Genomic DNA, 24,415 nt, shown 5'->3' on the forward strand with positions numbered 1-24,415 from the left:
GGGGCGGGTCAGTCCCGCAGCAGGTCCGGGACGCCGGCGCCGTCCGGCAGGTCGCGCGGGCCGGAGAGCACCGTCAGCCGCTGGGTGGCCCGGGTCAGCGCCACGTACAGCACCCGCAGCCCCGCCGGGGACTCGTCCGCGATCTCCGCGGGCGACACGACCAGCGTCGCGTCGTACTCCAGGCCCTTGGCCTCCAGGCTGCCCAGCGCCACCACGCGCTCGCCCAGCCCCGCCAGCCAGCCCCTGGCCTCCTCCCGGCGGCCCATGGCCACGACCACACCCACCGTGCCCTCGACCTCGTCCAGCAGCCGCTCCGCCTCCGCGCGGACCGCCTCGCCGGGACTCCCGTCGGCGGCCGCCACGAACCGCGGCACCAGCCCCGTGGAGCGCACCGCGCGCGGCGCCTCGCTGCCCGGCATGGCGAGCGCCAGCACCTTCGCCGCCAGGTCGGCGATCTCGGCGGGGTTGCGGTAGTTCACGGTGAGCGTGAAGCGTCGGCGCGGACGCGTGCCCAGGGCCTCGTCACGGGCCAGGGCCGCCTCGTCGGGGTCGGTCCACGAGCTCTGCGCGGGGTCGCCGACCACCGTCCAGGTCGCGGCACGGCCGCGGCGGCCCACCATGCGCCACTGCATCGGGGTGAGGTCCTGCGCCTCGTCGACGATCACGTGCGCGTACTCGGTGCGCTCCGCGTCCAGCCGGTCCTGCCGGCTGCGCCGACCGCCCGCCATCCGGTCGGCGAAGGTGGTGACCTCCTCCAGTCCGGTCAGCTGGTCCAGCGGATCGGCCTCGCGGCTGCGCACCTTCGGCGGCGGGCCCAGCAGGGCCTCCAGCTCGTCGAGCATCGCCACGTCGTGCACGGACAGCGCGCCGTTGCCCCCGACGTCCAGCCGGCGCAGCGAGCGCGCCACCCGGCGCACCTCGGGCGGTGACAGGACCCGCCGCGACCAGCGCCCCAGCCGCTTCTCGTCGGAGAGCGCCGCCAGCACCCCGCGCGGGGTCAGCACCGGCCACCACGCGGCCAGGAAGTCCACGAACTCCTGCTCGGTGGAGATGTCCTCGTCGAAGCCCTGCCGCTCCTCCGCGGCCAGCTCCGGATCGTCGAAGCGGCGCCCGGCCTTGCGCCACAGGGCGTCCAGCAGCAGTCGGCGGGCCCGGGGCCGCAGCAGGTTCACCGGCGTCGTCCCGCCCAGCACGGCGTGCCGGATCCCCGACAGCTCCTCGGCGTCCAGTTCCAGCCGCCGTCCGAACGCCACGACCCGCAGCCGGTCCGGGCACCGCGCCGGACCGGCCCCGTACTCCAGCACCCCGCGGGCGGCCCTGCGCAGCACCTTCAGCATCCGCAGCGAGCCCTTGATCCGGGCGACCGCCGGATCGTCGTAGGTCGTCGCCTCGGCGCCGTCCACGAGCGAGCCCACGGCGCGGATCGCGACCTGGCCCTCCTCGCCCAGCGAGGGCAGCACGCCCTCGGTGTACGCGACCAGCAACGGCGTCGGGCTGACCACCAGGATCCCGCCCGCGTACCGGCGCCGGTCCTGGTACAGCAGGTACGCCGCCCGGTGGAGGGCCACGGCCGTCTTCCCCGTGCCGGGACCGCCGGCCACCTCGGTGACCGAGGCCGCGGGGGCCCGGATCACCTCGTCCTGCTCGGCCTGGATGCTGGAGACGATGTCCCGCATCGTGTGGCTGCGCGCCTGGCCCAGCGCGGCCATCAGCGCGCCGTCCCCCACCACGGGCAGGCCCGTCGTCAGCTCCGGGCGCAGCAGGTCGTCCTCGACGCCCAGCACCTTGCGGCCCTTGGAGCGGATGACGCGCCGCCGCACGACCCGGCCGGGCGCGACCGGGGTCGCCCGGTAGAACGGCGCCGCCGCCGGGGCCCGCCAGTCGATCACCAGCGGCGCGTAGTCCGCGTCCAGCACGCCGAGCCGGCCGATGTGCAGGGTCTCGGCGATCGCCGCCGTCCCGTCGGGCCGGATCGCGTCCTCGGCGGGCTCCACGGAGGTGTACGCACCGTCCGGGCCCTTCTTGCCGTCCTCGCCCAGGAGCAGATCGATCCGGCCGAAGAGGAAGTCCTCGAACTCCGAGTTCAGCCGGTTCAGATGCAGCCCCGCCCGGAACACCTGTGCGTCGCGCTCCGCGAGCGCGCCCGGCGTCCCGACCTGGCCGCGTTTGACTGCGTCGTCCATCAGGAACTCGGCTTCGTGGATCTTCTCCTCGAGCCGGTCGTACACCCGGTCCAGATGCGTCTGCTCGACCGCGATCTCCGTGTCCCGGACCGCTGCCACGCAGGACCCCCTTCTTGTTCTTCGGTACGTCACGCGCAGCGCGCGCCGCCCCGGCGAACGGGGCAGCCTGTCACCGTACGCCAACCGGGCGTGTCCCGCCCACTCGGCGCGTGCCTTCCCGAAGGGCCCGGGGTGCCCCGTGTCGCCGTGTGCGGGCCCGTTGTGGTTGCTGTCGGGGTTTCTCCCCCGCCCTCCCGCCCTCCCCCAGCCTTCGGCCGGGGGTGCCCCCAACTCCCCCGCCCCCTCCGTATCGTTCGGCGACCAACGGCCAGTGGGGGGTCAGAAGCCGGACCCGGGTGGCCGCAAGTGCCCTACTCACCCCCACCGGCCGTCAGGCGCCCCAACACACCGGAGGGGGTGTGGCGGGGTGCGCCCGGAAACGACGAGCGGCGGACCCGGGCGCCGAACGACGTAGGGCCGAACCGCGAGCGTTGTGGGGGTCCCCCCGGCCGAAGGTTGGGGGAGTGCGCCGACGCGGCACCGACCCCACAACGTACGCAACGAGGCGGTCACTGACCGCGCCGGATGGGGGTCCCCCCGGCCGAAGGCTGGGGGAGGGAGGGCGGGCGGGTGGGCGCCCACCGCAGGCGCGAACGACCCGCAGACGACGACCGGACAGCCCGGCGCAGCCGCCCGCAGGCGCGAACAACCCGCACACAAGCAACGGCCGCAAGGGGCACTCCGGGTCACGCGGAGGCGTACTTGGCGTCCGCGGCCGGATCGAGCGCAAGCCGGTACCCCCGCTTCACCACCGTCTGGATGAGCTTCGGCGTCCCCAGCGCCACCCTCAACCGCGCCATCGCCGTCTCGACGGCGTGCTCGTCGCGCCCCGCCCCCGGCAGCACCCGGAGCAGGTCGGCCCGGGAGACGACCCACCCCGGGCGCCGGGCGAGGGCGCGGAGCAGGGCCATCCCGGCCGGGGGGACGGCGCGCAGCTCGCCGTCGACGAGGGCCGCGTGGCCGCGGATCTCCAGGCGCCGTCCGGCGACGGGCAGGGGACGCGCCCGCGCCGGGAGCTCCGCGGCGAGCAGTTGGACGAGCGGTCCGAGGCGGAAGCGCTCGGGCTGGGCGGTGGGGACGTCGTGGGCCTCCAGGGGGAGCGCGGTGACGGGGCCCACGCAGGCCGGGAGGATGTCGTGGCGCAGGGCGTCGAGGAACTCACCGCGCAGGCCCCGGCGTTCGGCCCGGTCCAGCAGGGAGGCCGCCGCTGGGGCGCTGGTGAACGTGACCGCGTCCAGCCCGCGTACGAGGGCCGCGTCGATGAGCCGGTCGAGCGGGCCGATGTCCTGCGGCGGCATCCAGCGGTAGACGGGCACGCCGACGACCTCGGCGCCTGCCGCGCGCAGGGCCTCGCTGAAGCCGGGCACCGGCTCCCCGTGCAGCTGGACGGCGACGCGCCGGCCGGCGACGCCCTCGTCCAGCAGGCGGTCGAGGACCTCCGCCATCGACTCGGACGCCGGTGACCAGGACTCCCTGAGCCCTGCGGCGCGGATCGCGCCGCGCACCTTGGGGCCGCGGGCGAGCAGTTCGACGTGCCGCAGCCGTTCCAGCAGGGCCTCGCCGAGGCCCCAGCCGTCGGCGGCCTCGATCCAGCCGCGGAAGCCGATCGCCGTGGTGGCGACCACGACGTCGGGGCCGCGGTCGAGCAGCCGCTTGGTCGCCGCGAGCAGTTCGGTGTCGTCCGGCAGCGGGACGATCCGCAGCGCGGGGGCCCGCATGACGACGGCGCCGCGCCGTTCGAGCAGGGCGCACAGTTCGTCGGCGCGGCGGGCCGCGGTGACGCCGACCGTGAAGCCCGCCAGGGGGAGGACGTCTGGGTGTCGCACTTGCATGGCTCTGCCTCGCTCCGCCGGAGGTACACGTGCAACGGAGGCCGGGGACCGTCCCGGGTCCCGGAGTCGTGCGCCCCGTTGCGCGCATGGTTCCAAGCCCCGGTGACGGTCCGGGTTCGCGTTCATTTCCCCGTTGTTACGCGGTTCGCCGGGGCTAAACCTCCGCGTAGGAGAGCCGCGGCTCCGGCTCGGCCACGGCACCGGTCCCGGCGGCCGGGGCGGGGGCGGGCGCCGGCCTGCGCAGGTATACGGCCCAGGTGACCACGAAGCAGGCCGCGTACACGGCCAGGAAGGTGACGAAGGCCGGGGTGCCGGTGCCCCCGGTGAGGAAGGACTGCCGGAAGGCGAGGTTGATGCCGAGGCCGCCGAGCGCGCCGACGGCGCCGATCAGGCCCATCGCGGCGCCGGACAGCCGCCGTCCGTAGGAGGCCGCGGCCTCGCCGGTCAGCCCCATCGCGGCGGCCTTCGCCGCGTAGATGCCCGGGATCATCTTGTAGGTGGAGCCGTTGCCGAGGCCGGTCAGGATGAACAGGGCGACGAAGGCGACGGAGAACAGCGCCAGGGACTTCTGCGCCGAGGCGAGGACGATCACGGCGGTGGCGGCGGCCATCGCCAGGAAGTTCCACAGGGTGATCCGCGCGCCGCCGAAGCGGTCCGCGAGACGTCCGCCGACCGGGCGGACCAGCGAGCCGAGCAGGGGGCCGACGAAGGTGACGGACGCGGCCTGCAGCGGGGTGCGGGCGAACTGGTTCTGCAGGACGAGCCCGAAGGCGAAGCTGTAGCCGATGAAGGACCCGAAGGTGCCGATGTAGAGGAAGGACATGATCCAGGTGTGGCCGTCCTTCACCGCCAGCGCGGCCGCCCCCGTGTCGTTGCGCACGGGCGCCAGGTTGTCCATGGACAGGGCGGCGAGCGTTGCGGCGACCACGATGAGCGGGATGTAGACGGCGAGCAGCAGCCTGGGGTGGCCGGCGCCCGCGGTGCCGATGACCAGCAGGCCCACCAACTGGACGACGGGCACGCCGATGTTGCCGCCGCCCGCGTTGAGGCCGAGCGCCCAGCCCTTCTTCCGGAGCGGGAAGAAGGAGTTGATGTTGGTCATGGAGGAGGCGAAGTTGCCGCCGCCGACCCCGGTCAGCGCGGCGACGGCGAGGAACGTGCCGTAGGAGGTGCCGGGCTCCATGACGACGGCCGCGGCGATCGTCGGCAGCAGCAGCATGAGCGCGCTGACGACGGTCCAGTTGCGGCCGCCGAAACGCGCGACGGCGAAGGTGTACGGGACGCGGACCAGGGCGCCGACCGCCGTGGCCATGGCGACGAGGAAGAACTTCCCGGCGGGGTCGATGCCGTACTCCGGGCCCATGAAGAGCACCATGACCGACCAGAGCGTCCAGATCGAGAAGCCGACGTGCTCGGACAGGACGGAGAAGAGCAGGTTCCGGTGGGCGACCCGGCGGCCGTCGGACTCCCAGAACTCCTCGTCCTCCGGATCCCACCGCTCGATCCAGCGGCCGCCCTTGCGTGCTGTGGTGCTCGCGGCAGTCATGACGCCTCCAGGCCCTGATGTCGCTCGTCGGGTGATGTCCACGACGGTAGGAACACCGCGTTTCCGCCCGATGGCCCGAGGTGACCGTCACGCAACCTTGCTCTCACCCGGTGCCCGGTCCCCCTGTGAGCGCCGGGGGCGCCATGACGCGCGCGTCCGGCTCCGGCAGCCAGGCGCCATCGGGCGGAGCGAGCCAGTCCTCCTCCGCGCCGAGCCGCCGCGCGGCGCCGAGCAGGGCGTCCAGTCCCGGGTGGCGCAGTCCGCGCCGCCAGACCAGGGAGACCGGGGCGAGCGGCACGGGACCGGTGAGCGGGCGCAGGACGAAGCCGGGCAGGTCGATGAACTCGGTGCTGGCCAGCACGGGCCAGCGGTGCTTGCGCACCAGGCGGACGAACTCCTCCGGGCCGTCGATGGCGGGGAAGGGCGCGGCGACGAGGATGCCCCGGCCCCGGAAGAGGCGCCGGGCGAGGTCCGTCCACTCGGCGGTGTCCGGGTTCCCGGCGGCGGCGTAGAGGGACTCCCCGGCGAGCCCGTCGAGCGGCACCTCGGCGAGCGGGGCCAGCCGGTGGTCGGCGGGGAGCAGGACGGCCATCCGCTCGTGGCGGACCGGTCGGTGCTCCAGCCGGTCCAGCACCTCGGGTGCCAGGCCCGCCGCGCGGCCGAAGGAGACGTCCAGGCGGCCCGCGAGGATCCCGGCGGCGGCGCCGGTGAGCCCGCTGTGGAAGCGCGCGGTCAGTTCGAGTTCGGGTGCGGCGGCGCGGGCGGCGGCCAGCACGCGGTGGCCGGTGCCCACGGGCGCGCCGATGTCGACGAGCAGCGGACGGCCGGCGGGGGCGAAGGCGGCGGCAAGTTCGTCGTGGGCGGCGAGGACCCGCCGGGCGTACGGCAGCAGCCGCTCCCCCTCTGCGGTCAGCCGCACCGAGCGGGTCGTACGGACGAACAGCTCGGCCCGCAGTTCGCGCTCCAGCCGCCGGACGTCCCGGCTCAGCGCCTGCTGGGCGACGTGCAGCCGGGCGGCGGCCTGGGTGAAGTGCAGTTCCTCCGCGACGGCGGTGAAGGCCCTGAGCAGGCGCGGGTCGATGGCGTGCGGCATCCGCCCATTGAACACGTCCGCGATTCACATCCGGAACGCGTCAGTGGGCGCTGATCAGGTGTTGGACCGCACCGGGGGCGTCCCGGGAGGGTGGTCGCATGACCGCGCCCGCCCTCGCCGCCCCCTACCGGCGGCTCTTCGCCCTGCCCGGCACCCGGGCCTTCACCACCGGGAACCTCCTGGCCCGGCTTCCGATGGGGATGTTCGGCGTCAGCGCGGTCGTCATGATCGCCGCGGCGTACGGCTCGTACGCGCTGGCCGGGGCGGTCACCGCCACCGGGCTCGCCGCGACGGCGGTGGTGGCCCCCTGGACCGCCCGGCTGACCGACCGGCTCGGCCAGGCCCGGGTGGCCGTGCCGGCCGCGGGGCTCGCCGCGCTGGGCTCGCTCGCGCTGGCGGTGTGCGTACGGCTGCACGCCCCGGTCTGGACGCTGTTCGCCGCATACGCCGCCACCGCGACGACGCCGAACACCGGCGGCATGGCGCGGGCGCGCTGGGCGCACCTGTACCGGGACGACGAGCGGGCCCGGCACGTCGCCAACTCCTTCGAGCAGGCGGCGGACGAGGTCTGCTTCATGCTCGGCCCGGTCCTCGCGGCCTTCCTGTGCACCGCGCTGTTCCCCGAGGCCGGCACGCTGGCGGGGGCGCTGCTGCTGTTCGGCGGCATCCTGCTCTTCGCCGCGCAGCGCGGCACCGAACCGCCGCCGGTGCCGCGGCCCGAGTCAGGGTCAGGGTCAGCCGCGGGGACGGGTGCGGGGCGGGCCGCGGTGCCGGCCGTCCTGCTGACGTTCCTGGCGACGGGAGCCGTCTTCGGGGCCCTGGAGGTCACCACGATCGCCTTCGCCGACTCCCAGGGGCACCGCGGCGCCGCCGGGGCGGTGCTCGCCCTCCAGGCGGCGGGTTCCTGCGCGGCGGGCCTGCTCTACGGGCTGCGCCGACCCCGCGGCACCGACGGCGGCCGCTTCGCGGCGAGTGTCGCCCTGATGGCCGTCCTGATGCTCGGCCCGCTGCCCGCCGCGGCCCTCGGCGGCCTGTGGCTGCTCGCCCCCGCGCTGCTCCTGGCGGGCATGGCCACCGCGCCCACGATGATCAACGGGATGGCCCTGATCCAGCGCCGGGTCCCGCCGGGCCGCCTCAACGAGGGGATGACGCTCGCCGTCACGGCCCTGCTGGGCGGCATCGCCGCGGGCTCCTTCGGGGCGGGGTCCGTCGTGGAGCACCGGGGCGCGGTGCCCGCGTACGCGATACCAGCGGTCGCGGCGGCCACCGCCGCGCTGGTCGCGGCGCTCTCCCTGCGCGCGGCCCGGCGCCGGGACTGACGTGACCGGTGCATCCACGGGCCGTCCGAAGACCGTTGCCGGACCTACCCGGAAACGACGGAAGGCGATGCCTGCCGCGCGGAGCGCGGCAGGCATCGCCTTCCGTCGGGTCAGTGGAGATGGCGGGAATCGAACCCGCGTCCTGTGGTGCGGAACCAGGGCTTCTCCGAGCGCAGTCCGCTGTGCTTTTCTCGGCCCCGGCAGTCACGCGGACAAGCCGCCGACAGGCCCAGCCACTGTTTGATTTCCCACCGAGCCCCGTGGCCGGACTCAGTGGTTTAGTCCCCTAGCTGATGCCAGGATCCGGGTCGGGAACAGCCCCGGGCTGACACTCCGCGGAGTCTTCGGCTAGCTGCTAATTAGGCAGCGAGCGCGAAGGCGGAGGAATCGCTCTTGTTATTGGCGATTATTGTTTTCGGCATATGGTTTACGAGATCATTGCCGCTTCCTCGGCTCGCTTCCCCTGCTTCGACATCCCCAGTCGAAACCGATCATCCCCATGTTGATTTTTCAAGCTGCACACCGGGCGGTCACCGTCCGGTGGTGCTGATGCCATCGTACGTGACCAACGCGCACGGTGGCCAGCGCATTCCCGCGCCCGCGGCGCGGGCGGCGTTCACTGCCCGCGCTGCCGGCGGCGTACCGCCGAGATGGCCCGGTCGGCCTCGCGGCGGTCCTGCTGCTCGCGCAGGGTCTGCCGCTTGTCGTACTCCTTCTTGCCCTTGGCCAGCGCGATCTCGACCTTCGCCCGGCCGTCCTTGAAGTACAGGGCGAGCGGCACGATCGTGTGACCGGTCTCCTGCGACTTCTGGAAGAGCTTCTCGATCTCCGCCCGGTGCAGCAGCATTTTGCGCTTGCGCCGTGCCGAGTGGTTCGTCCACGTCCCCTGGGTGTACTCGGGGATGTGCACGTTGTGGAGCCACGCCTCGCCGCCGTCGAGCTGGCCGAAGCCGTCGACCAGGGAGGCGCGTCCCTGGCGCAGCGACTTCACCTCGGTGCCGGTGAGCACCAGGCCCGCCTCGTAGGTGTCGAGGATGTGGTAGTCGTGCCGCGCCTTCTTGTTCTGCGCGATCAGCTTGCGACCCGTTTCCTTTGCCATAGCGCGGCTATTGTCGCACCTCGGCGGGGCGGGGGGTACCGGTTTGCGCACCGGTCAGCGGGCCGGCGCGCCCAGGCCGTCCAGTACCTCGAGGGCCTCGGACTCGGCGTCCGCGCCGCCGGTGACCGACAGATCGGGCTCGACCCCGCGGCCGTCCACGCTACGGCCCGCGGGCAGCCGGTAGTGGCCGACGGTGAGTTCGGCGACCGAGCCGTCCGACAGCCGGCTGGGCATCTGCACGGAGCCCTTGCCGAAGGTGCGGGAGCCCACGACGACGGCGCGCCCGCGGTCCTGGAGCGCGCCGGCGAGCAGTTCGGCCGCGCTCATCGTGCCGCCGTCGACGAGCACCACGAGCGGGGTGTCGGTGTCGCCGCCGTCGGCGGCGTACAGCGCCTGCTGCCTGCCGTGGACGTCGTACGTGGCGACCAGGCCGCCGTCCAGGAGCGCGGAGGCCACACCGACGGCCTCGGTGACCAGGCCGCCGGAGTTGCCGCGCAGGTCCAGGAGTATGCCCTCGTGACCCGGCCGGCCGGCCAGCGCACGGCCGACCTGCTCGGCGACGCCCTTGGTGAAGGCGTCCACCGTGACGACGGTGACGCCGCCGGGGACATGCCGGACCCGTACGGACTCCGTCGGCAGCAGCGCGCGCCGCGGGGAGATCTCCCAGGAGCGTGTCCCGCGCCGCAGGCCCAGCGAGACGGGCGTCCCGGCGGAGTCGGAACCGCGCAGCCGGGCGACCACCTCGGTGACGGGACGGCCGGTGACCTCGGTGCCGTCGATGCTCGTCAGCCGGTCGCCGGCGTGCACACCGGACCGGGCGGCGGGGCTGCCGGACTGGACGCGGTCGATCCCGATGCGGCCGTCCTCGGTGCGCCGCACCCACAGGCCGACCCCGACGTACCGGCCGTCCAGGGACTGCTGGAAGCCCTCGTACTCCTGGGCCGTGTAGAAGGAGGACCAGCGGTCGCCGCTCCGGCTGACCAGGGCCTCCGCGGCCTGCGGGCCGACCTTGCCCTCCGCGATCGCCTCGGCGATCTCGTCGGTGTCGGCGACCGTGCCGGCCGGGATGCGGGAGTGGGGCGGCGTCCGCCACCCCCTGCCGAGGTCCCCGAAGGAGCCCGCCGCGGCACCGGTCGCCAGGACCGCGCCGAAGACCAGCGTCAGCGCCGCGGCGCGGCACAGGCGACGTGGTCTCCCGGGCGGACAGTGGCTCAGCACGTCGGGCAGTCTAGGCGAGAAGCGGGCGCTGTACGGAAAGTTGGCCGTACAGCGCCCTTGGCGCGCATCAGACCTTGAGGTATTTGCGCAGCGCGATCAGGGCCGCAAGCGCGGGCATCAGCATGCCCACCACCAGCACCAGCGGCAGCACCTGGGCCACCTCGCCCCAGCCGAGGAAGTTGATCAGCGGCACCTTGGTCTGCAGCGACAGGCCGTGGTCGATCAGGAAGTAGCGGCCGACGAGGAGCATCAGACAGGCCAGGCCACCGCCGACCAGGCCGGCGAAGGCGGCCTCCATGATGAACGGCATCTGGATGTAGAAGCTGGACGCGCCGACGAGCCGCATGATCCCGGTCTCGCGGCGGCGGCTGAAGGCCGATACCCGCACCGTGTTGACGATCAGCATCATCGCCACCGCGAGCATGAACGCCAGCACCACCAGCGCGGCCAGCGTCATGCCGTTGAGCAGGCCGAACAGGTTGTCCAGCAGGGCCTTCTGGTCCTGCACCTCCTGGACGCCGGGGCGGCCCTGGAAGGCGCTCGCGACGACCTGGAACTTCGTCGGATCCTTGAGCTTGACCCGGAACGACTCCTGCATCTGGTCCGGGGTGAGCGAGTCGGCCAGCGGCGAGTCGGAGAACTGCTCCTTGTAGTGCTTGTAGGCGTCCTCCGCGCTCTCGTGGAAGTACTTGTCCACCAGCGGCAGCGCCTTGAGCTGCTTCTCGACGTCCTGCTTCTGCTCCTCGGTGACGGCGCCCTTGGTGCAGTTGGGGTCGGTCTTGGCGTCGTTCTTGTTGCAGAGGAAGATCGACACCTGGACCTTGTCGTACCAGTAGCCCTTCATCGAGTCGACCTGCTCGCGGGCGAGCCACGAGCCGCCGGCGAGCGCGAGCGAGAGGGCCACGGAGACGATGACCGCGAAGGTCATGGTGAGGTTGCGCCGGAGGCCGACGCCGATCTCCGAGAGCACGAACTGGGCGCGCATGTTGTCCTTTCAGAAGGCTGCGGTGTGCAGGGCGGGGCCCCGGCTCAGTGCTGGTAGCCGTAGACGCCGCGGGACTGGTCGCGGACCAGTCGCCCCTTCTCGAGCTCGATGACGCGCTTGCGCATCTGGTCGACGATGTTCTGGTCGTGGGTGGCCATCACCACGGTGGTGCCGGTGCGGTTGATGCGGTCCAGCAGCCGCATGATGCCCACGGAGGTCTGCGGGTCGAGGTTTCCCGTGGGCTCGTCCGCGATCAGCAGCATGGGGCGGTTGACGAACGCCCGGGCGATCGCCACGCGCTGCTGCTCGCCGCCGGACAGCTCGCCCGGCATGCGGTCCTCCTTGCCGCCGAGGCCGACGAGGTCCAGCACCTCGGGGACCGTCTTGCGGATGGTGCCGCGCGGCTTGCCGATCACCTCGAGGGCGAAGGCCACGTTCTCGGCAACCGTCTTGTTGGGCAGCAGTCGGAAGTCCTGGAAGACGGTGCCCAGTTGGCGGCGCATCTGCGGCACCTTCCAGTTGGACAGCCGCGCCAGGTCCTTGCCGAGCACGTGCACCATGCCGGTGTCGGTGCGCTCCTCGCGCAGGATCAGCCGCAGGAAGGTCGACTTCCCGGAGCCGGAGGAGCCCACCAGGAAGACGAACTCACCCTTCTCGATTTCCAGCGACACGTCCCGAAGTGCAGGACGGTTCTGCCTGGGGTAAGTCTTGGTGACGTTGTCGAATCGGATCACGGTCGCACTCCGGATACAGGGGATCGGAGGCGACCTTACGCGAATGGCCGCGGCCCGCGCAGTCCGCGGTCCGGGATGACGGGTTTATTCACAGACCACCGGGGGACAAAGCAGGCATTGGCCACATCTGTAACTCTTCGGAGTCGCGGGAATCGCGCGGGACGCGCCGGGTGTCCCGGGAACTGGCACAGTGGTCGGGGGGCTCGGGAACGTACCGCCCCTGTCGCGCGTTGTTCATCGAGCGGCCGCCTGGCCGCCTGGGAGGAGGCGACGGCATGACAGTCGACCGACTGGTGTGCGCCAACTGCGCCGGCCCCGTCAGCGAGGGCCGCTGCGCGGTCTGCCGCGCCAACCGCGCCCGCATGCAGCAGGAGAACCCCTTCGCGGCCGTCTCCCCGGCGGCCCTGATCGCTCTGCTGGTCGCCCTGCTCGCGGTGGCGTGGGTGGTGCACGAGGCCGCCGTGTAGCGCGGCACACACATACGGCATGCAACAGGGGCCCGCGGCGCTCGGCGCTACGGGCCCCTGCGGCGTTCCCGGGCCTCCGTGGACATGCGGGGGCCCGCACCGCATGTGGCGCATGCGGTGCGGGCCCCTGGTGCGCGCTGCCGTCCGGGCCCGGGCCTCAGACGGCGGTGTTGCGGCCGCCGCCGACCAGGCGCGGCATCAGGCGGAAGCCGACACCGCCCGCGATCATCGTGGCGGCACCGACCAGCAGGAACAGGCTGTCGCCGGCACCCGTCTCGGCCAGCTCCTCCGTGGTGTCACCCTGGGTGACGACCTCGCTGCTGCCGGCGTTGTCGGTGTTGGTGTTGTCGGCGCAGGTCACGCTGTCCCCGTCGAGGGTGCAGGTGGTGCCGTCGCCGTCGGAACCGCCGGTCCCGGAACCGCCGGCGCCGTTGCCGCCGCCGTTCCCGTTGCCGCCGTTCCCGTTGCCGCCGTTGTCGCCGTTGCCGCCGTTGTCACCCGTACCGGCGTCGGCACCCGCGTCCGCGCCCGCGTCCGCGCCCGCGTCCGCACCGGCGTCAGCACCGGCGTCAGCGCCCGCATCGGCACCGGCGTCCGCACCGGCGTCAGCACCGGCGTCAGCACCGGCGTCAGCGCCCGCATCGGCACCGGCGTCAGCGCCCGCATCCGCACCGGCGTCGGCACCGGCGTCCGCACCGGCGTCAGCGCCCGCATCCGCACCAGCGTCCGCACCGGCGTCAGCGCCCGCATCCGCACCAGCGTCCGCACCGGCGTCAGCACCGGCGTCAGCACCGGCGTCAGCGCCCGCATCGGCACCGGCGTCCGTACCGGCGTCGACGCCAGAGATGCTGTTGCCCGCGTCGGCGCCCGCATCGGTACCGGCGTCGGTGCCGCCGTCGGTCTCCTCGCCACCGAGGTTGACGCCGACACTGACCTCGGTCTCGCCGGCGTTCAGGCCGATGTCCAGGCCGACGGCCTGGGCGGCGCCCGCGGCGGTCAGCGAGGCACCGCTCGCGATCACCGCGGCGGCGGCTATACGCGCCACTCGCAGCCGTGTGTTCTTCATGCTCATCTGGCAACTACCCCCAGTAGCTTCTCGTCAATGGAGCAGCGTCACAGGGGGAGCGTCCTGCGGGGCGGTGCACGTTCAAGGCCGGGGCCTGAGCCACCGGCCGCGCTCGCCCCCGTTCGCTCGCGCCCCAGTCATACGCATGCCGCGCATCACGATTCCCAGATTTCACAGCGTCGTCAAGGCCGTTCCAAGCGCAATGCCGGGATTGGCCGACTATGCCACCCGGTTGCTTATGGTGCTGTGACCCAAAGCGCACAACTGCCACCCATCGGGCGGCAGTTGTGATGATCCCTGGGAGATGACGGAGCGTCAGACCCCGGCGCCCTGCTCCTGCTGCTTGCGCCACCGGATGCCGGCCTCGAGGAAGCCGTCGATGTCGCCGTCGAGGACGCCCTGCGGGTTGCCGACCTCGAACTCCGTCCGCAGGTCCTTGACCATCTGGTACGGGTGGAGAACGTAGGAACGCATCTGGTTGCCCCAGGAGTTGCCGCCGTCGCCCTTGAGGGCGTCCATCTTGGCCTGCTCCTCCTGGCGTCGCCGCTCCAGCAGCTTGGCCTGCAGGACGTTCATCGCGCTCGCCTTGTTCTGGATCTGGGAGCGCTCGTTCTGGCAGGAGACCACGATGCCGGTCGGGATGTGCGTGATCCGGACCGCGGAGTCGGTGGTGTTGACGCCCTGGCCGCCGGGGCCGGAGGCGCGGTAGACGTCGATGCGCAGTTCGGTCTCGTCGATCTCGACGTGGTCGCTCTGCTCGACGACCGGCAGCACCTCGACGCCCGCGAAGGACGTCTGGCGCCGGCCCTGGTTGTCGAAGGGCGAGATGCGCACCAGGCGGTGCGTGCCCTGCTCGACCGAGAGGGTGCCGTAGGCGTAGGGCGCCTTCACCACGAAGGTCGTGGACTTGATGCCGGCCTCTTCCGCGAACGAGGTCTCGTAGACCTCCGTCGGGTAGCCGTGCCGCTCGGACCAGCGCAGGTACATGCGCTGCAGCTGCTCCGCGAAGTCGGCGGCGTCGACGCCGCCCGCCTCGGCGCGGATGTTGACCAGCGCCTCACGGGCGTCGTACTCGCCGGACAGGAGGGTGCGGACCTCCATCTCGTCCAGCGCCTTGCGCACCGACTCCAGCTCGGTCTCGGCCTCGGCGCGGGTGTCCGCGTCGTCCTCGGCCTCGGCGAGCTCGAAGAGCACTCCGAGGTCGTCGATGCGGCCGCGCAGCGCCTCGGCCTTGCGGACCTCGGCCTGCAGGTGCGACAGCTTGCTGGTGATCTTCTGCGCCGCCTCCGGGTCGTCCCACAGCGACGGCGCCGCCGCCTGCTCCTCGAGCACGGCGATGTCGGCCCTCAGCTTGTCGAGGTCCAGAACGGCCTCGATCGAGGCCATGGTCGACGAGAGGGACTTGAGCTCTTCGGATACATCCAGGACTGCCACGTCCCCCAGCGTACCGGCACGCCGCGCGTTGCCGCTCCGGTGCGCCGGGGCGGGCCGGGCCGACGGGCCTGAGCCCCTCGCCGTTCAGGCCCGGACGGGGGCCGAGGCGTGGGCGAGCGTGCCGTCGGCGCGCCGGAGGTAGAGGGTCAGGGTGTCGTCCGCCGTGGTCAGCCCGGGGTGGGAGGGGGTGCTGGCGGACAGCGGCACCGCCGCCCACGTGCCTCCGTCGGAGACGGCGGCCGCCAGGGCCCCGTCGTCGGCGGGGGCGAGGACGAAGAGCCGGCCGCCGGAGACGGCGGGTTCGGGGCGGCCCGTGGCGTCGAGGCCGGTGACGATCTCGGAGGGGCGCCACGCGCCGTTCACGTACGGCAGGCGCAGCACGGCGCCGTCGGCCTTGCGGACGGCGAAGGCGTCCAGGGTGCCGGGTGCGGCCGAGACCAGGCCGGGGGCGGCGGTGACCCGGCCCGCGGTGGGGACCAGCGCCCAGGCGTTCCAGCGGCCCTCGACCCAGGAGGAGGTGACGAGGTCGCCGCCGGAGCAGCCGACCAGGTCGATCCGGCCGGGCGCGGAGGACGCGGCGGCGGGCGTCGTGGTGAAGCGGGCGGGCTGGTCGACCTGGTACCAGTCGCTCCAGGCGCCGCCGCTCAGGGTTCGCCGGTACACCCGGTGGTCGGTGCCGAGGGCGAAGACGTCCAGCTGCCCGGCGCGCGACGAGACGACCGAGGGGTCGTCGGCGACGCTTATCCCGGTGAGCCGGTGCCAGGTGCCGGAGGCCAGGTACCAGACGTTCTTGTCGCTGCCCCGGGTGAAGACGTGCGTCGTCCCGGACACGGAGATCGCGCGGGGGCCGCCGACCGGGTGGACGCCGCGGTCCGGGAAGCGGGGCAGGGCCGTGTAGCCGGACCAGCTCAGCGCGGCCTGCTCGGCGGTGGTGCCCGCCGGGGTGCTGACGGCGCCCTGCGGGGAGGCGGCGGCGCCGGTGGGCGCGGTCGGGGTGGTCGAGGCCTGTCCGGACGGCTTGTCCTCGCGGCTGTTGGAGCCGCCGCCGTCGTCGGAGCCGGAGGACGCGATCGCCCAGCCGCCGAGCCCGACGACCAGCGCGGCGGCCGCAGCGGCGCCGATCTTGACGCGGCGGCGCTGCAGCGCGTCGGGGACGGCGCGGTGGCGGTGCCTGGCGTGCTGGCCGGGCACCGCGGCGGGCCGGCCGCCGGCCAGTTCCTCCGCGGAGGGCAGCTTGATGCTGGTGTGGGTGTCGCGTGTCGAGTCGGGTGCCGAGCCGCGGACCAGGGGCACGGCGCCGCGCGGCTGGTCGGCCGGCGGGTCGTAGGGTTCGGCGAGCGAACCGGACTCCCGGTCGTACACCTCCTCGCCGTGGTGGTCCCCGGGCGCGTCCACCTCCAGCGGGGGCAGCCCGGCGAGGGCGGGCAGCAGCTCGCGCAGCCGCGCGCCGACCTCGGCCGCCCTCAGCCGCGAGGCCGGGGCCTTGGCGAGGCACTGGGAGAGCAGCTGCCACAACTCGTCGGGCAGGTCCGGCAGGGGCGCGACCGACTCGGTGACGTGCCGGCGCAGTACCGCGCCCGGGTGGCCGCCGCCGAACGGAGTGAAGCCGGCGAGCAGTTCGTACAGGACGGTGGCGAGGGCGTAGATGTCGACGGAGGCGCGCGGCGGCAGGCCCTCGATGATCTCCGGGGCCAGGTAGTCGGGGGTTCCGATGATCCGGGTGGCCCGGGTGCGGCGCGGGGAGTCGACCAGCCGCGCGATGCCGAAGTCGGTGAGGAGCGCCGGAGGCGCGCCGCCCGGTCCGGGCGGGGCGGCGGAGTCCAGCAGGACGTTCTCCGGCTTGACGTCGCGGTGGACGACGCCCGCGGCGTGGGCCGCGGCCAGCCCGTCCGCGACGTCCGCGGTGATGGAGACGGCCGCCTCGGGGGTGAGCCTGCGTTCGCGCTCCAGCCGGGAGCGCAGGTCGGTGCCTCGGACGAGGTCCATGACGAGCGCGAGGTCAGAGCCGTCGACCACCAGGTCGCGGATGCCGACGATGTGCGGGTGATGGAGCGCCAGCAGGGCCGTGCGCTCCTGGACGAAGCGGCCGACGAGGTCCTGGTCGGAGGCGAGGTCCTCGCGCAGCAGCTTGATGGCGACCGGGCCCTCGGGGCCCTCGCCCAGCCACACGGTGCCGGCGGAACCCCGCCCCAGCACCTGGTGCGCGGTGTAGCGGCTGCCGATCTTCCGTCCCAAGGCTGCTCCGACTCCTCCGACGTGCCGTCGTGTTGGCGACAAAGCTACGCGGATGCGAGCCGGTTGGGGGAACCTGTCGGGGGTGAGTGCGGCTTCTCCGGGAGAAATCACCCTCCAGAAGTCGACAAATCACCAACACCGGCCCCACGGGGAGGTGACGGTGGGCCAGTTGGCGTTGACGGCACCGGCCCAGCGGGACGGCACTGCGCGGGCGGTGCCCGGCGCCGTGCCCGACCCCGAAGGGGTGCGCGGCGGTCCTACGGAGTGCCGCCGGAGGTCCCCGAGCCGCCCGAGGAGCCGCCGAGGCCCGAGACCCAGTCCCAGAAGTCCCCGACACCGTCACTCACGGTGCCCCACAGGCTCTTCCCGGTGTCCAGCCACTCCGGGACGGGGGTGAGGTACCAGACCAGCACCACGATCACGATCAGCACGATGATCATCGTGAAGCAGCCCTTGAGGCACCCGAGGCCCGGGATCTTCATCGGGTTGGCGCTGCGCTGCCGCGGCTCGCGATACGGGGCGGGCTCCGGCGCGGACGGGCGCTGGGGCTCGTACCGCTGGTGCTGCGGCTGCTCGTAGCGCGGCGCGGGCTGCTGCTGCGGCCGCGGCGCGTACTGCTGGGGCTGCGGCTGCGGGGCCCGCTGGGCGTACTGCTGCGGATGCGGCTGCGGCGCGTAGCCGGGCTGCGCCGGCTGCCGGTACTGGGGCTGCTGCGGCCGCTGCTGCTGGTACCCCTGCGGGGACTGCGGCGGCTGCGACTGCGGCTGCTGGGAGGCCTGCCGGCGCGGCCTGCGGCGCAGCGGGTCCTGCTCCGGGTCCAGGTACTGGATCTCGGTCTGCTCGGCGCGCGCACGGGCGCGGTTGAGCTGCGACTCCCACGGGTGCGGGCCCTGCGGGGCACCGGAGTCCGGCGGCCCGCCCGGCACCGGCGGCATCACGCGGGTGCCGTCGCCGGCCCCGGCCGATGCCGAGCCGCCCGGGATCACCCGGGTCGCGTCGGCCGCGCCCGCGGCGGATGCGGGCAGGACGCTGGTGGCGGCATTGGGGTCGTACGGGTCGTACCCGCCGACGGGCGACCGGTTCGGCAGCACCTGCGTGGGGTCGGCGGCGTCCGGCGGGACGAGCGGGGTGTCCGGGACGGTGGCCGGGGACGGGTCCGGCGCGAGCAGCGCGGCGACGCCGAGCGCCGCCTCGGACTGCGCCGGGGACGAGTGCACGCCGACGCCCGCCGCGACGACGCGCAGGGCGCGCGCCAGGTTCTCCGCGCTGGGCCGCTCCCCGGGCTCCTTGCGCAGGCAGCGCTCGATGACCGTCCACAGCGGCTCGGGCACGGTGGAGGGCCGGCGCGGCTCCTCGCTCAGGTGCTGGTGCAGCACCTCGAGCGCGCTCTCGCCCCTGAAGGGCGGGCGCCCGGTGACCAGTTCGTACAGGAGGATGCCGGCGCCGTAGATGTCCACGGCCGAGGTCTGCGGACGGCCCTGGGCCGACTCCGGCGCTATGTAGGCGGGCGTGCCGACGAACTCGTGGGTGCGGGTGACGCCGGGTGAGTCCGCCAGCCGCGCGATGCCGAAGTCGGTCAGCATCGGGTGCATCTGCTGGGTGCCGTCCGGGCCCGCGACGGTGGCGAGCAGGACGTTGGCCGGCTTCAGGTCGCGGTGCACCACACCGTCGGCGTGGCTGGCGGCCAGCGCGTCGGCCACGGCGGCGGTCAGCAGGGCGGCCCCGACCGGCGAGAAGGGGCCGTTCTCGCGCAGATGGCGGTAGAGGTCGGGGCCCTCGATCAGGTCCATCACCAGGGCGAGCAACTCACCCTCCACGACCAGGTCGCGGACCCGGACGATGTGCGGATGGCGCAGCCGCAGCAGGACCGAACGCTCCCGCAGGAAGCGCATGACGATGTCGGGGTCGCTCGCCAGCTCTTCCTTGAGCACCTTGATCGCGACGGTCTCGCCGGTGTCCCGCACCTGGGACCGCCACACGGTGCCCGTGGCTCCGCGCCCGAGCGGCTCCACCAGTTCGTATCTGCTGCCTACCGGCCGCACGTTCGCGCTCCCTGGATCTTGGCCTGGTCCGTGGCCTGTCTCGCCCACTGTAGTGCCGCCACGTGGGAGCGGGGCTGCGTTCCGGTACGGGGCGTGTGTGGGCTTAGGACGCGGGGTACGGTCGTTTGGTTGCTTTTTCTGCCCAATACTGACCATTCAAGATCGCAAAGATGGGCACCGGCGGCGAGCTGTCGGCGGCGGGTGGGAGGATGCGTGTCGCGGATCGCGTATCGCCGAGCAAGCTGGTCCAGCTGAGCAAGGGGAGCCCGCCGGTCCGCTCTTGTACGTGTCGACGTCCCGGGCAGGGCGGGGTGGGGTCGGGGGCCCGCGCCGCGGTGGATCCGGGCAGAAGGGACCGTGGACGGAGATGCAGATCCGGCTGACCGTTCTCGGGCCGCGCGGCGGCCGCACGGCGCGCTCCTGCGACGTGCTCGTCACCGCGCCGGCGGGCACCCCGCTCGGTGCGGTGGCCGGGGCCCTGGCGTCCGGCTCGGGTGGCTCCGGCCAGCCCGCGCGGGCCGGGAAGTCCACGCCCCCGCTCTACGCGGGCGCCGAGCGACTGGACCCGGCGACCGCCGTCCTCGGGGTGCCGCCGCTGCTCGACGGCGCGGTCCTGTCGCTGCACGCGCCCGCCGACGGGCACGACGGCGGCCGGGCGGCGGCCGCCGCCCGGCTGCACGTCGTGGGCGGGCCCGACGCGGGCGGCGTCCACCTGCTGCAGGGCGGCCGGATCAGGGTCGGCCGGTCCGTGGACGCGGACGTGCCGCTGGACGACCCCGACGTCTCCCGGCTGCACTGCGCCGTCACGGTCGACGGCGAGGGCCGGGTCACCGTCGCCGACCTCGGCTCCACCAACGGCACCGCCCTGGACGGCGCTCCCGTGGGCGAGCGCGCGGTCCCCTTCCCCGCCGGCGCGCTGCTGCGGATCGGCGAGTCGACCCTCCGCCTGGAGCCGGCGCCCCCCGGCTCGGCCGCCCCTCCGCCGCCCGCCTCCATCCCCGCCATCCCGGACGCCGAGGGGCACCTCCAGGTGACCCTCCCCCCGACCTCCTGGCCGGACACCGGCCGCGTGGCGACCTGGCAGCCCGCGCACCCCGCCGACGGCGCCGCCGAGCGGCCCGGCCCGCGCGCCGCCGCGCCCTCCGACGGCCCGACGACCACCGGCACCGGGTCCGGGAGCGTCGGCGCGGACACCCGTGCCGCGCCCGTGCCCGGGGAGGACCGGGCGGAGGCCGCACCGGGCGCCCCGGTCCGGCGGGACACCCCGCAGCGCGGCCTGTCCGAGCAGACCCGCGCCGTCGCGCTGCCCCAGGGCCGCCGCGGCGGCGGGCGGGCCGCGGAGGCCGGCAGCCGGATGGCCGGGGCGATAGGGAGCTGGGCCAGGCGCCTGACCGCCGGCCGTGGCGGCCCGGGCGCCGACGGCCACGAGGGCGGCGGGACGACGTACGACCGGGCCGACGCCGCGGCGCTGCGCGAGCGCTGGCCCGATCCGGCGGCCGTGCTGCTCACCGCGCTCGGGCCGGGACCGCGGCTGTGGGAGCGCGCCCTCGGCCATCCCGACCTGCTCACGGTCCGGCTCGGCACCGCGGACCTGACCGCCGAGGACGGCTTCAGGACCCTGCCCGCCGTACCGTTCACCGTCGACCTGCGCGACCCGCACACCCATGTGCTGGGCCTCGCCGGACCGCGTCCCCGGCTGTCCGGGCTGGCCCGCTCGGTGATCGCCCAGTTGTGCGCCCTGCATCCGCCCGGCGCGCTGGAGGTCGTCCTGATCAGCGCCGACCGCTCCCGTCCCGCCGAACAGCGGGCCGAGGAGTGGGGGTGGCTGTACTGGCTGCCGCATCTGCGCCCGGCGCACGGCCAGGACTGCCGGCTGCTCGCGGCCTCGGACCGGGAGCAGGCCGAGGCCCGTGTCACCGAGGTCGTCCGGCGCATCGAGGAGGGCCCGCTCGGCACGGGCTGGGCGACGGCCACCCCCGAGGAGGTGGCCGAGGCCGCGGCGCGCCGCGAGGGCCCGTACACGCTGCTGGTGGTGGACGGCGACCCGGGCTCGGCCTACCTGCGCGAGGCCGCCGGCCGTATCGCGGCCGCCGGGCCGTCGGTCGGGGTGCACCTGCTGTGCCTGGCCGAGAGCCCGGAGCGGCTGGCCGCCCGCTGCGGCGCCGTCGCCGTGCTGGAGGGCGACGTCGCGACGACGCTGCGGATGGAGCCGCACGGCCCCGAGCACATGACGATGGAGGCGGTGTCGGCGGCCTGGGCCGAGCGCTTCGCCCGGGCCCTCGCCCCGCTGCGCGAGGGCGACGCCGCTCCGGGCCGTACACGTTCCGCCCTGCCGCCCACGGCACGGCTCCTGGACGAGCTGGACCTGGCGCTCGCCACCCCCGCGAAGATCACCACCCGCTGGGCCGGGCCCGCCCCCTCGGGCGGCTCCGCCGCGGCCGTCCTCGGCGCCGGGCCGGAGGGCCGGGTCCTGGTCGACCTGGTCGCCGAGGGACCGCATCTGCTGGTCGGCGGCGCGGCGGGCTCCGGCAAGACCGAGTTGCTGCGTTCGGTGGCCGCCGCCCTGTCCGCCGGCGAGCGGCCGGACCGGCTGGCCCTCGTCCTCGTCGACGGCGCCGGGACGGAACGCGGCGAGGGGCTGCGCACCTGCACCGACCTGCCGCACGTCTCCACCTATCTGTCCGCCTGCGACCCGGTGCGGATGCGCGAGTTCGCGCAGGCGCTCACGGCCGAGCTGAAGCGCCGTGACGAGCTGCTGGACGGGGCCGACTTCGGGCAGTGGCACGAGCGCCGCCGGCTGCCCGTGGTGCCGCGCCAGGCGGAGCCGGGCCACGCCCCGGCCGCCGCGGCGGACCCCCAGGTGCGCGGCGCGGTGCGGGTGCGGACCCGCACCACCGAGCCGCTGCCCCGGCTGGTCGTCGTGGTGGACGACTTCGACGTACTGGTCGCCCCCGCCCTCGGCAGCCCCGGCCGGCCCGCCGCGGGATCGGTGGTCCGCGCCCTGGAGAGCGTGGCGCGCGACGGCGAGCGCCTGGGCGTCCACCTGGTCGCCGCGACCGGCCGCCCCGAGCGCACCGCGGGCACCCACACCGACGACTCGGCGCGGCTGCGCATCGCGCTGCGTACCGAGGAGCCGGAGTCGGCCGCGCTGCTGGTCGCCGTCGAGGATCCGGCGACGGTGGACGACGGCCTGCCCGGCCGCGGTTACCTGCGCCGGCCGGACGGCGGCGTCACCGCCTTCCAGGCAGGCCGGGTCAGTGGCCGGATCCCGCGGACGGCGACCCTGCGGCCCACGGTGGTCCCGCTGGAGTGGGACCGCATGGGCGATCCGCCGGCCCGCCGCCCGGTCCGCGAACTGGGCAACGGCCCGACCGACCTCGCCCTGCTGGCCAGTGCCCTGCAGCGGGCCGCGGAGTCCGCGGCGGCCGATCCGGTGCCGCCGCTGCTCTGATCCGCCCCGGTGCCCCGCCCCCGTCCGAACGGCCGGTCACATGACGGTCACGATCCAACCGCCGTGCGCTGAGGCGCTATTGCGGCGGTTATCAGACAGGGCGTAGGACTGAACGCGGAACAGCGGATGACGCGGGGACGGGACGCCCGGCGCAGCTGCCACGGCCATGCGGCGGGCTGCCACCGCGGCGCGGGTCCGCGCTGAGGGGATGGGCAGGCAGATGCGGACATCCAGCAGGCGCACGCGAGGTACACGCCGGACGGTCATCGCCGTCGTGGCGACGGCCGCCCTGGCGCTGACGGCCGCCGGGTGCGGCGGAGGCGACGACGACAAGGGCACCCCCGACGGCGGAGGGAGCAGTTCCGGCGGGAGCGGGAGCGTCTCGCTGCCGGACCTCAAGGGCCAGAAGCTCGAGGTCGCGGCGGTGTGGACCGGGCCGGAGCAGAAGAACTTCCAGAAGGTGCTGGACGAGTTCACCAAGCGCACCGGGGCCGAGGTCGGCTTCGTGCCGACCGGCGACAACGTCTCCACCTTCCTCGGCACGAAGATCGAGGGCGGCCAGCCGCCGGACGTGGCGTTCCTGCCGCAGGTCGGCGTGTTGCGGCAGTTCGCCCAGAAGGGCTGGCTGAAGCCGCTCTCCTCCGACGTCCAGGAGCAGCTCGACAAGAACTTCAGCGCGGGCTGGAAGGACCTCGGCGCGTACGAGGGCAAGCAGTACGGCGTCTACGCCAAGGCCGCCAACAAGTCGCTGGTCTGGTACAACACAGCGGCCTTCGAGAACGCCGGGATCTCCGAACCGCCGGGGACCTGGGAGGACTTCCTCCAGACCGCCGAGACCCTCTTCGAGTCGGGCACTCCCCCGGTATCGGTCGGCGGCGCGGACGGCTGGACCCTCACCGACTGGTTCGAGAACGTCTATCTCTCCCAGGCCGGTCCGGAGAAGTACGACCAGCTGGCCGAGCACAAGATCAAGTGGACCGACCCCTCGGTGAAGGACGCGCTCACCACCCTCGCCCGGCTCTTCGGCAAGAAGGACCTGATCGCGGGCGGGCAGAGCGGCGCGCTCAAGACCGACTTCCCGAAGTCGGTGACGCAGACCTTCACCGGCAACCCGCCGAAGGCCGCCATGGTCTACGAGGGCGACTTCGTCGGCGCGTTCATCGGGGACAACACCAAGGCGAAGGTCGGCGAGGACGCCAGGGTCTTCCCCTTCCCCGCGGTGGGCTCCGGCAAGGCGCCGGTGGTCAGCGGCGGTGACGTCGGCGTGGCGCTGAAGGACACCAAGGGCGCGCAGGCGCTGCTGACCTTCCTCGCCTCCACCGACGCGGCGAAGGTGTGGGCCTCCTCGGGCGGCTTCGTCTCGCCGAACAAGTCGCTGGACCTGTCGGCCTACCCGGACGAGGTCTCCCGATCGATCGCGGAGGGACTGGTCGCGGCGGGCGACGACTTCCGCTTCGACATGTCCGACCAGGCCCCGGCGGCCTTCGGCGGGACCGCGGGCAAGGGCGAGTGGAAGGACCTGCAGGACTTCCTGCGCAATCCCTCCGACGTCGCCGGCGCGCAGGCCAAGCTGGAGGCGGACGCCGCCAAGGCGTACGCCGGCTAGGCGGCC

At 74.1% G+C, this 24,415-nt stretch carries 15 protein-coding genes, 1 other RNA gene and 1 pseudogene; 4 read left to right on the top strand and 13 right to left on the bottom strand.

All coding sequences use genetic code 11. From position 1 onward, the window contains the following. Positions 1-8 precede the first annotated feature (8 nt). From B085_RS0139305 to B085_RS0139320, 4 genes are all read right to left on the bottom strand, one after another. On the bottom strand, positions 9-2,282 hold the full coding sequence (locus B085_RS0139305; protein ID WP_018564083.1) for a HelD family protein: 2,274 nt from the start codon (positions 2,280-2,282) through the stop codon (positions 9-11). A 686-nt stretch (positions 2,283-2,968) separates the two neighbouring features. Beyond that, on the bottom strand, positions 2,969-4,114 hold the full coding sequence (locus B085_RS0139310; protein ID WP_037733308.1) for a uroporphyrinogen-III synthase: 1,146 nt from the start codon (positions 4,112-4,114) through the stop codon (positions 2,969-2,971). Positions 4,115-4,268: 154 nt separating this feature from the next. Next, entirely contained in the window at positions 4,269-5,660 is a 1,392-nt protein-coding gene (locus tag B085_RS0139315; protein WP_018564085.1) for a nitrate/nitrite transporter, read from the bottom strand. Between the two features lie 103 nt (positions 5,661-5,763). Then, a complete protein-coding gene (locus B085_RS0139320; RefSeq protein WP_018564086.1) occupies positions 5,764-6,753 on the bottom strand; it encodes a LysR family transcriptional regulator in 990 nt (329 codons plus the stop codon). 98 nt (positions 6,754-6,851) lie between these two features. Here B085_RS0139320 and B085_RS0139325 point away from each other — a divergent pair, with 98 nt between their 5' ends. Beyond that, positions 6,852-8,072: an MFS transporter gene (locus B085_RS0139325; RefSeq protein ID WP_018564087.1), complete on the top strand. Its 1,221-nt coding sequence runs from the start codon at positions 6,852-6,854 to the stop codon at positions 8,070-8,072. Between the two features lie 111 nt (positions 8,073-8,183). Here B085_RS0139325 and ssrA read toward each other — a convergent pair. The 5 genes from ssrA to ftsE all read right to left on the bottom strand — a co-directional run bounded on the left by ssrA (position 8,184) and on the right by ftsE (position 12,108). Further along, positions 8,184-8,571, bottom strand: a transfer-messenger RNA (tmRNA) gene (gene ssrA / locus B085_RS46330). Between the two features lie 117 nt (positions 8,572-8,688). Continuing rightward, a complete protein-coding gene (smpB, locus tag B085_RS0139330; protein ID WP_018564088.1) occupies positions 8,689-9,171 on the bottom strand; it encodes an SsrA-binding protein SmpB in 483 nt (160 codons plus the stop codon). Positions 9,172-9,225: 54 nt separating this feature from the next. After that, complete coding sequence (locus tag B085_RS0139335; RefSeq protein WP_018564089.1) at positions 9,226-10,389, bottom strand: S41 family peptidase; 1,164 nt, start codon at positions 10,387-10,389, stop codon at positions 9,226-9,228. Between the two features lie 67 nt (positions 10,390-10,456). Beyond that, on the bottom strand, positions 10,457-11,374 hold the full coding sequence (gene ftsX, locus B085_RS0139340; protein WP_018564090.1) for a permease-like cell division protein FtsX: 918 nt from the start codon (positions 11,372-11,374) through the stop codon (positions 10,457-10,459). Positions 11,375-11,418: 44 nt separating this feature from the next. Further along, the gene (gene ftsE / locus B085_RS0139345; RefSeq protein WP_018564091.1) at positions 11,419-12,108 is read right to left on the bottom strand and encodes a cell division ATP-binding protein FtsE; all 690 of its coding nucleotides are present in this window, start codon (positions 12,106-12,108) and stop codon (positions 11,419-11,421) included. 275 nt (positions 12,109-12,383) lie between these two features. On the opposite strand from ftsE, the gene B085_RS0139350 reads away from it, so the two are divergent. Continuing rightward, positions 12,384-12,575 carry a hypothetical protein gene (locus B085_RS0139350; protein ID WP_018564092.1) on the top strand — a complete coding sequence of 64 codons (192 nt, stop codon included), beginning with the start codon at positions 12,384-12,386 and terminating at the stop codon, positions 12,573-12,575. A gap of 157 nt (positions 12,576-12,732) precedes the next feature. On the opposite strand, the gene B085_RS49865 is transcribed toward B085_RS0139350, so the two are convergent. The 4 genes and pseudogenes from B085_RS49865 to B085_RS0139370 form a co-directional block, all read right to left on the bottom strand. Then, the gene (locus B085_RS49865) at positions 12,733-13,647 is read right to left on the bottom strand and encodes a hypothetical protein (protein WP_026251906.1); all 915 of its coding nucleotides are present in this window, start codon (positions 13,645-13,647) and stop codon (positions 12,733-12,735) included. A gap of 309 nt (positions 13,648-13,956) precedes the next feature. Next, positions 13,957-15,075, bottom strand: coding sequence for a peptide chain release factor 2 (gene prfB / locus B085_RS0139360; RefSeq protein ID WP_026251907.1), 1,119 nt, complete (start codon positions 15,073-15,075; stop codon positions 13,957-13,959). A 981-nt stretch (positions 15,076-16,056) separates the two neighbouring features. Beyond that, positions 16,057-17,310 (bottom strand): annotated as a pseudogene (locus tag B085_RS51335) (serine/threonine-protein kinase); the annotation flags it as partial. A gap of 257 nt (positions 17,311-17,567) precedes the next feature. Continuing rightward, positions 17,568-19,352 carry a serine/threonine-protein kinase gene (locus B085_RS0139370; RefSeq protein WP_018564096.1) on the bottom strand — a complete coding sequence of 595 codons (1,785 nt, stop codon included), beginning with the start codon at positions 19,350-19,352 and terminating at the stop codon, positions 17,568-17,570. Positions 19,353-19,719: 367 nt separating this feature from the next. Between B085_RS0139370 and B085_RS0139375 the strand changes: the two genes are divergently transcribed. Then, on the top strand, positions 19,720-22,803 hold the full coding sequence (locus B085_RS0139375; RefSeq protein ID WP_018564097.1) for an FtsK/SpoIIIE domain-containing protein: 3,084 nt from the start codon (positions 19,720-19,722) through the stop codon (positions 22,801-22,803). Positions 22,804-23,023: 220 nt separating this feature from the next. After that, entirely contained in the window at positions 23,024-24,409 is a 1,386-nt protein-coding gene (locus B085_RS0139380; RefSeq protein ID WP_051102283.1) for an ABC transporter substrate-binding protein, read from the top strand. The last annotated feature ends 6 nt before the right edge of the window (positions 24,410-24,415 follow it).

Origin of the sequence: Streptomyces sp. BoleA5 (genome assembly GCF_000373665.1) — a bacterium.
Lineage (GTDB): Bacteria > Actinomycetota > Actinomycetes > Streptomycetales > Streptomycetaceae > Actinacidiphila.

Coding starts and splice junctions, on each gene's coding strand:
- B085_RS0139315 (WP_018564085.1), bottom strand. CDS start 5,660: ATGACTGCCGCGAGCACCACAGCACGCAAGGGCGGCCGCTGGATCGAG.
- B085_RS0139375 (WP_018564097.1), top strand. CDS start 19,720: ATGCAGATCCGGCTGACCGTTCTCGGGCCGCGCGGCGGCCGCACGGCG.
- ftsX (WP_018564090.1), bottom strand. CDS start 11,374: ATGCGCGCCCAGTTCGTGCTCTCGGAGATCGGCGTCGGCCTCCGGCGC.
- B085_RS0139320 (WP_018564086.1), bottom strand. CDS start 6,753: ATGCCGCACGCCATCGACCCGCGCCTGCTCAGGGCCTTCACCGCCGTC.
- B085_RS49865 (WP_026251906.1), bottom strand. CDS start 13,647: ATGAGCATGAAGAACACACGGCTGCGAGTGGCGCGTATAGCCGCCGCC.
- B085_RS0139325 (WP_018564087.1), top strand. CDS start 6,852: ATGACCGCGCCCGCCCTCGCCGCCCCCTACCGGCGGCTCTTCGCCCTG.
- B085_RS0139380 (WP_051102283.1), top strand. CDS start 23,024: ATGCGGACATCCAGCAGGCGCACGCGAGGTACACGCCGGACGGTCATC.
- B085_RS0139350 (WP_018564092.1), top strand. CDS start 12,384: ATGACAGTCGACCGACTGGTGTGCGCCAACTGCGCCGGCCCCGTCAGC.
- B085_RS0139310 (WP_037733308.1), bottom strand. CDS start 4,114: ATGCAAGTGCGACACCCAGACGTCCTCCCCCTGGCGGGCTTCACGGTC.
- smpB (WP_018564088.1), bottom strand. CDS start 9,171: ATGGCAAAGGAAACGGGTCGCAAGCTGATCGCGCAGAACAAGAAGGCG.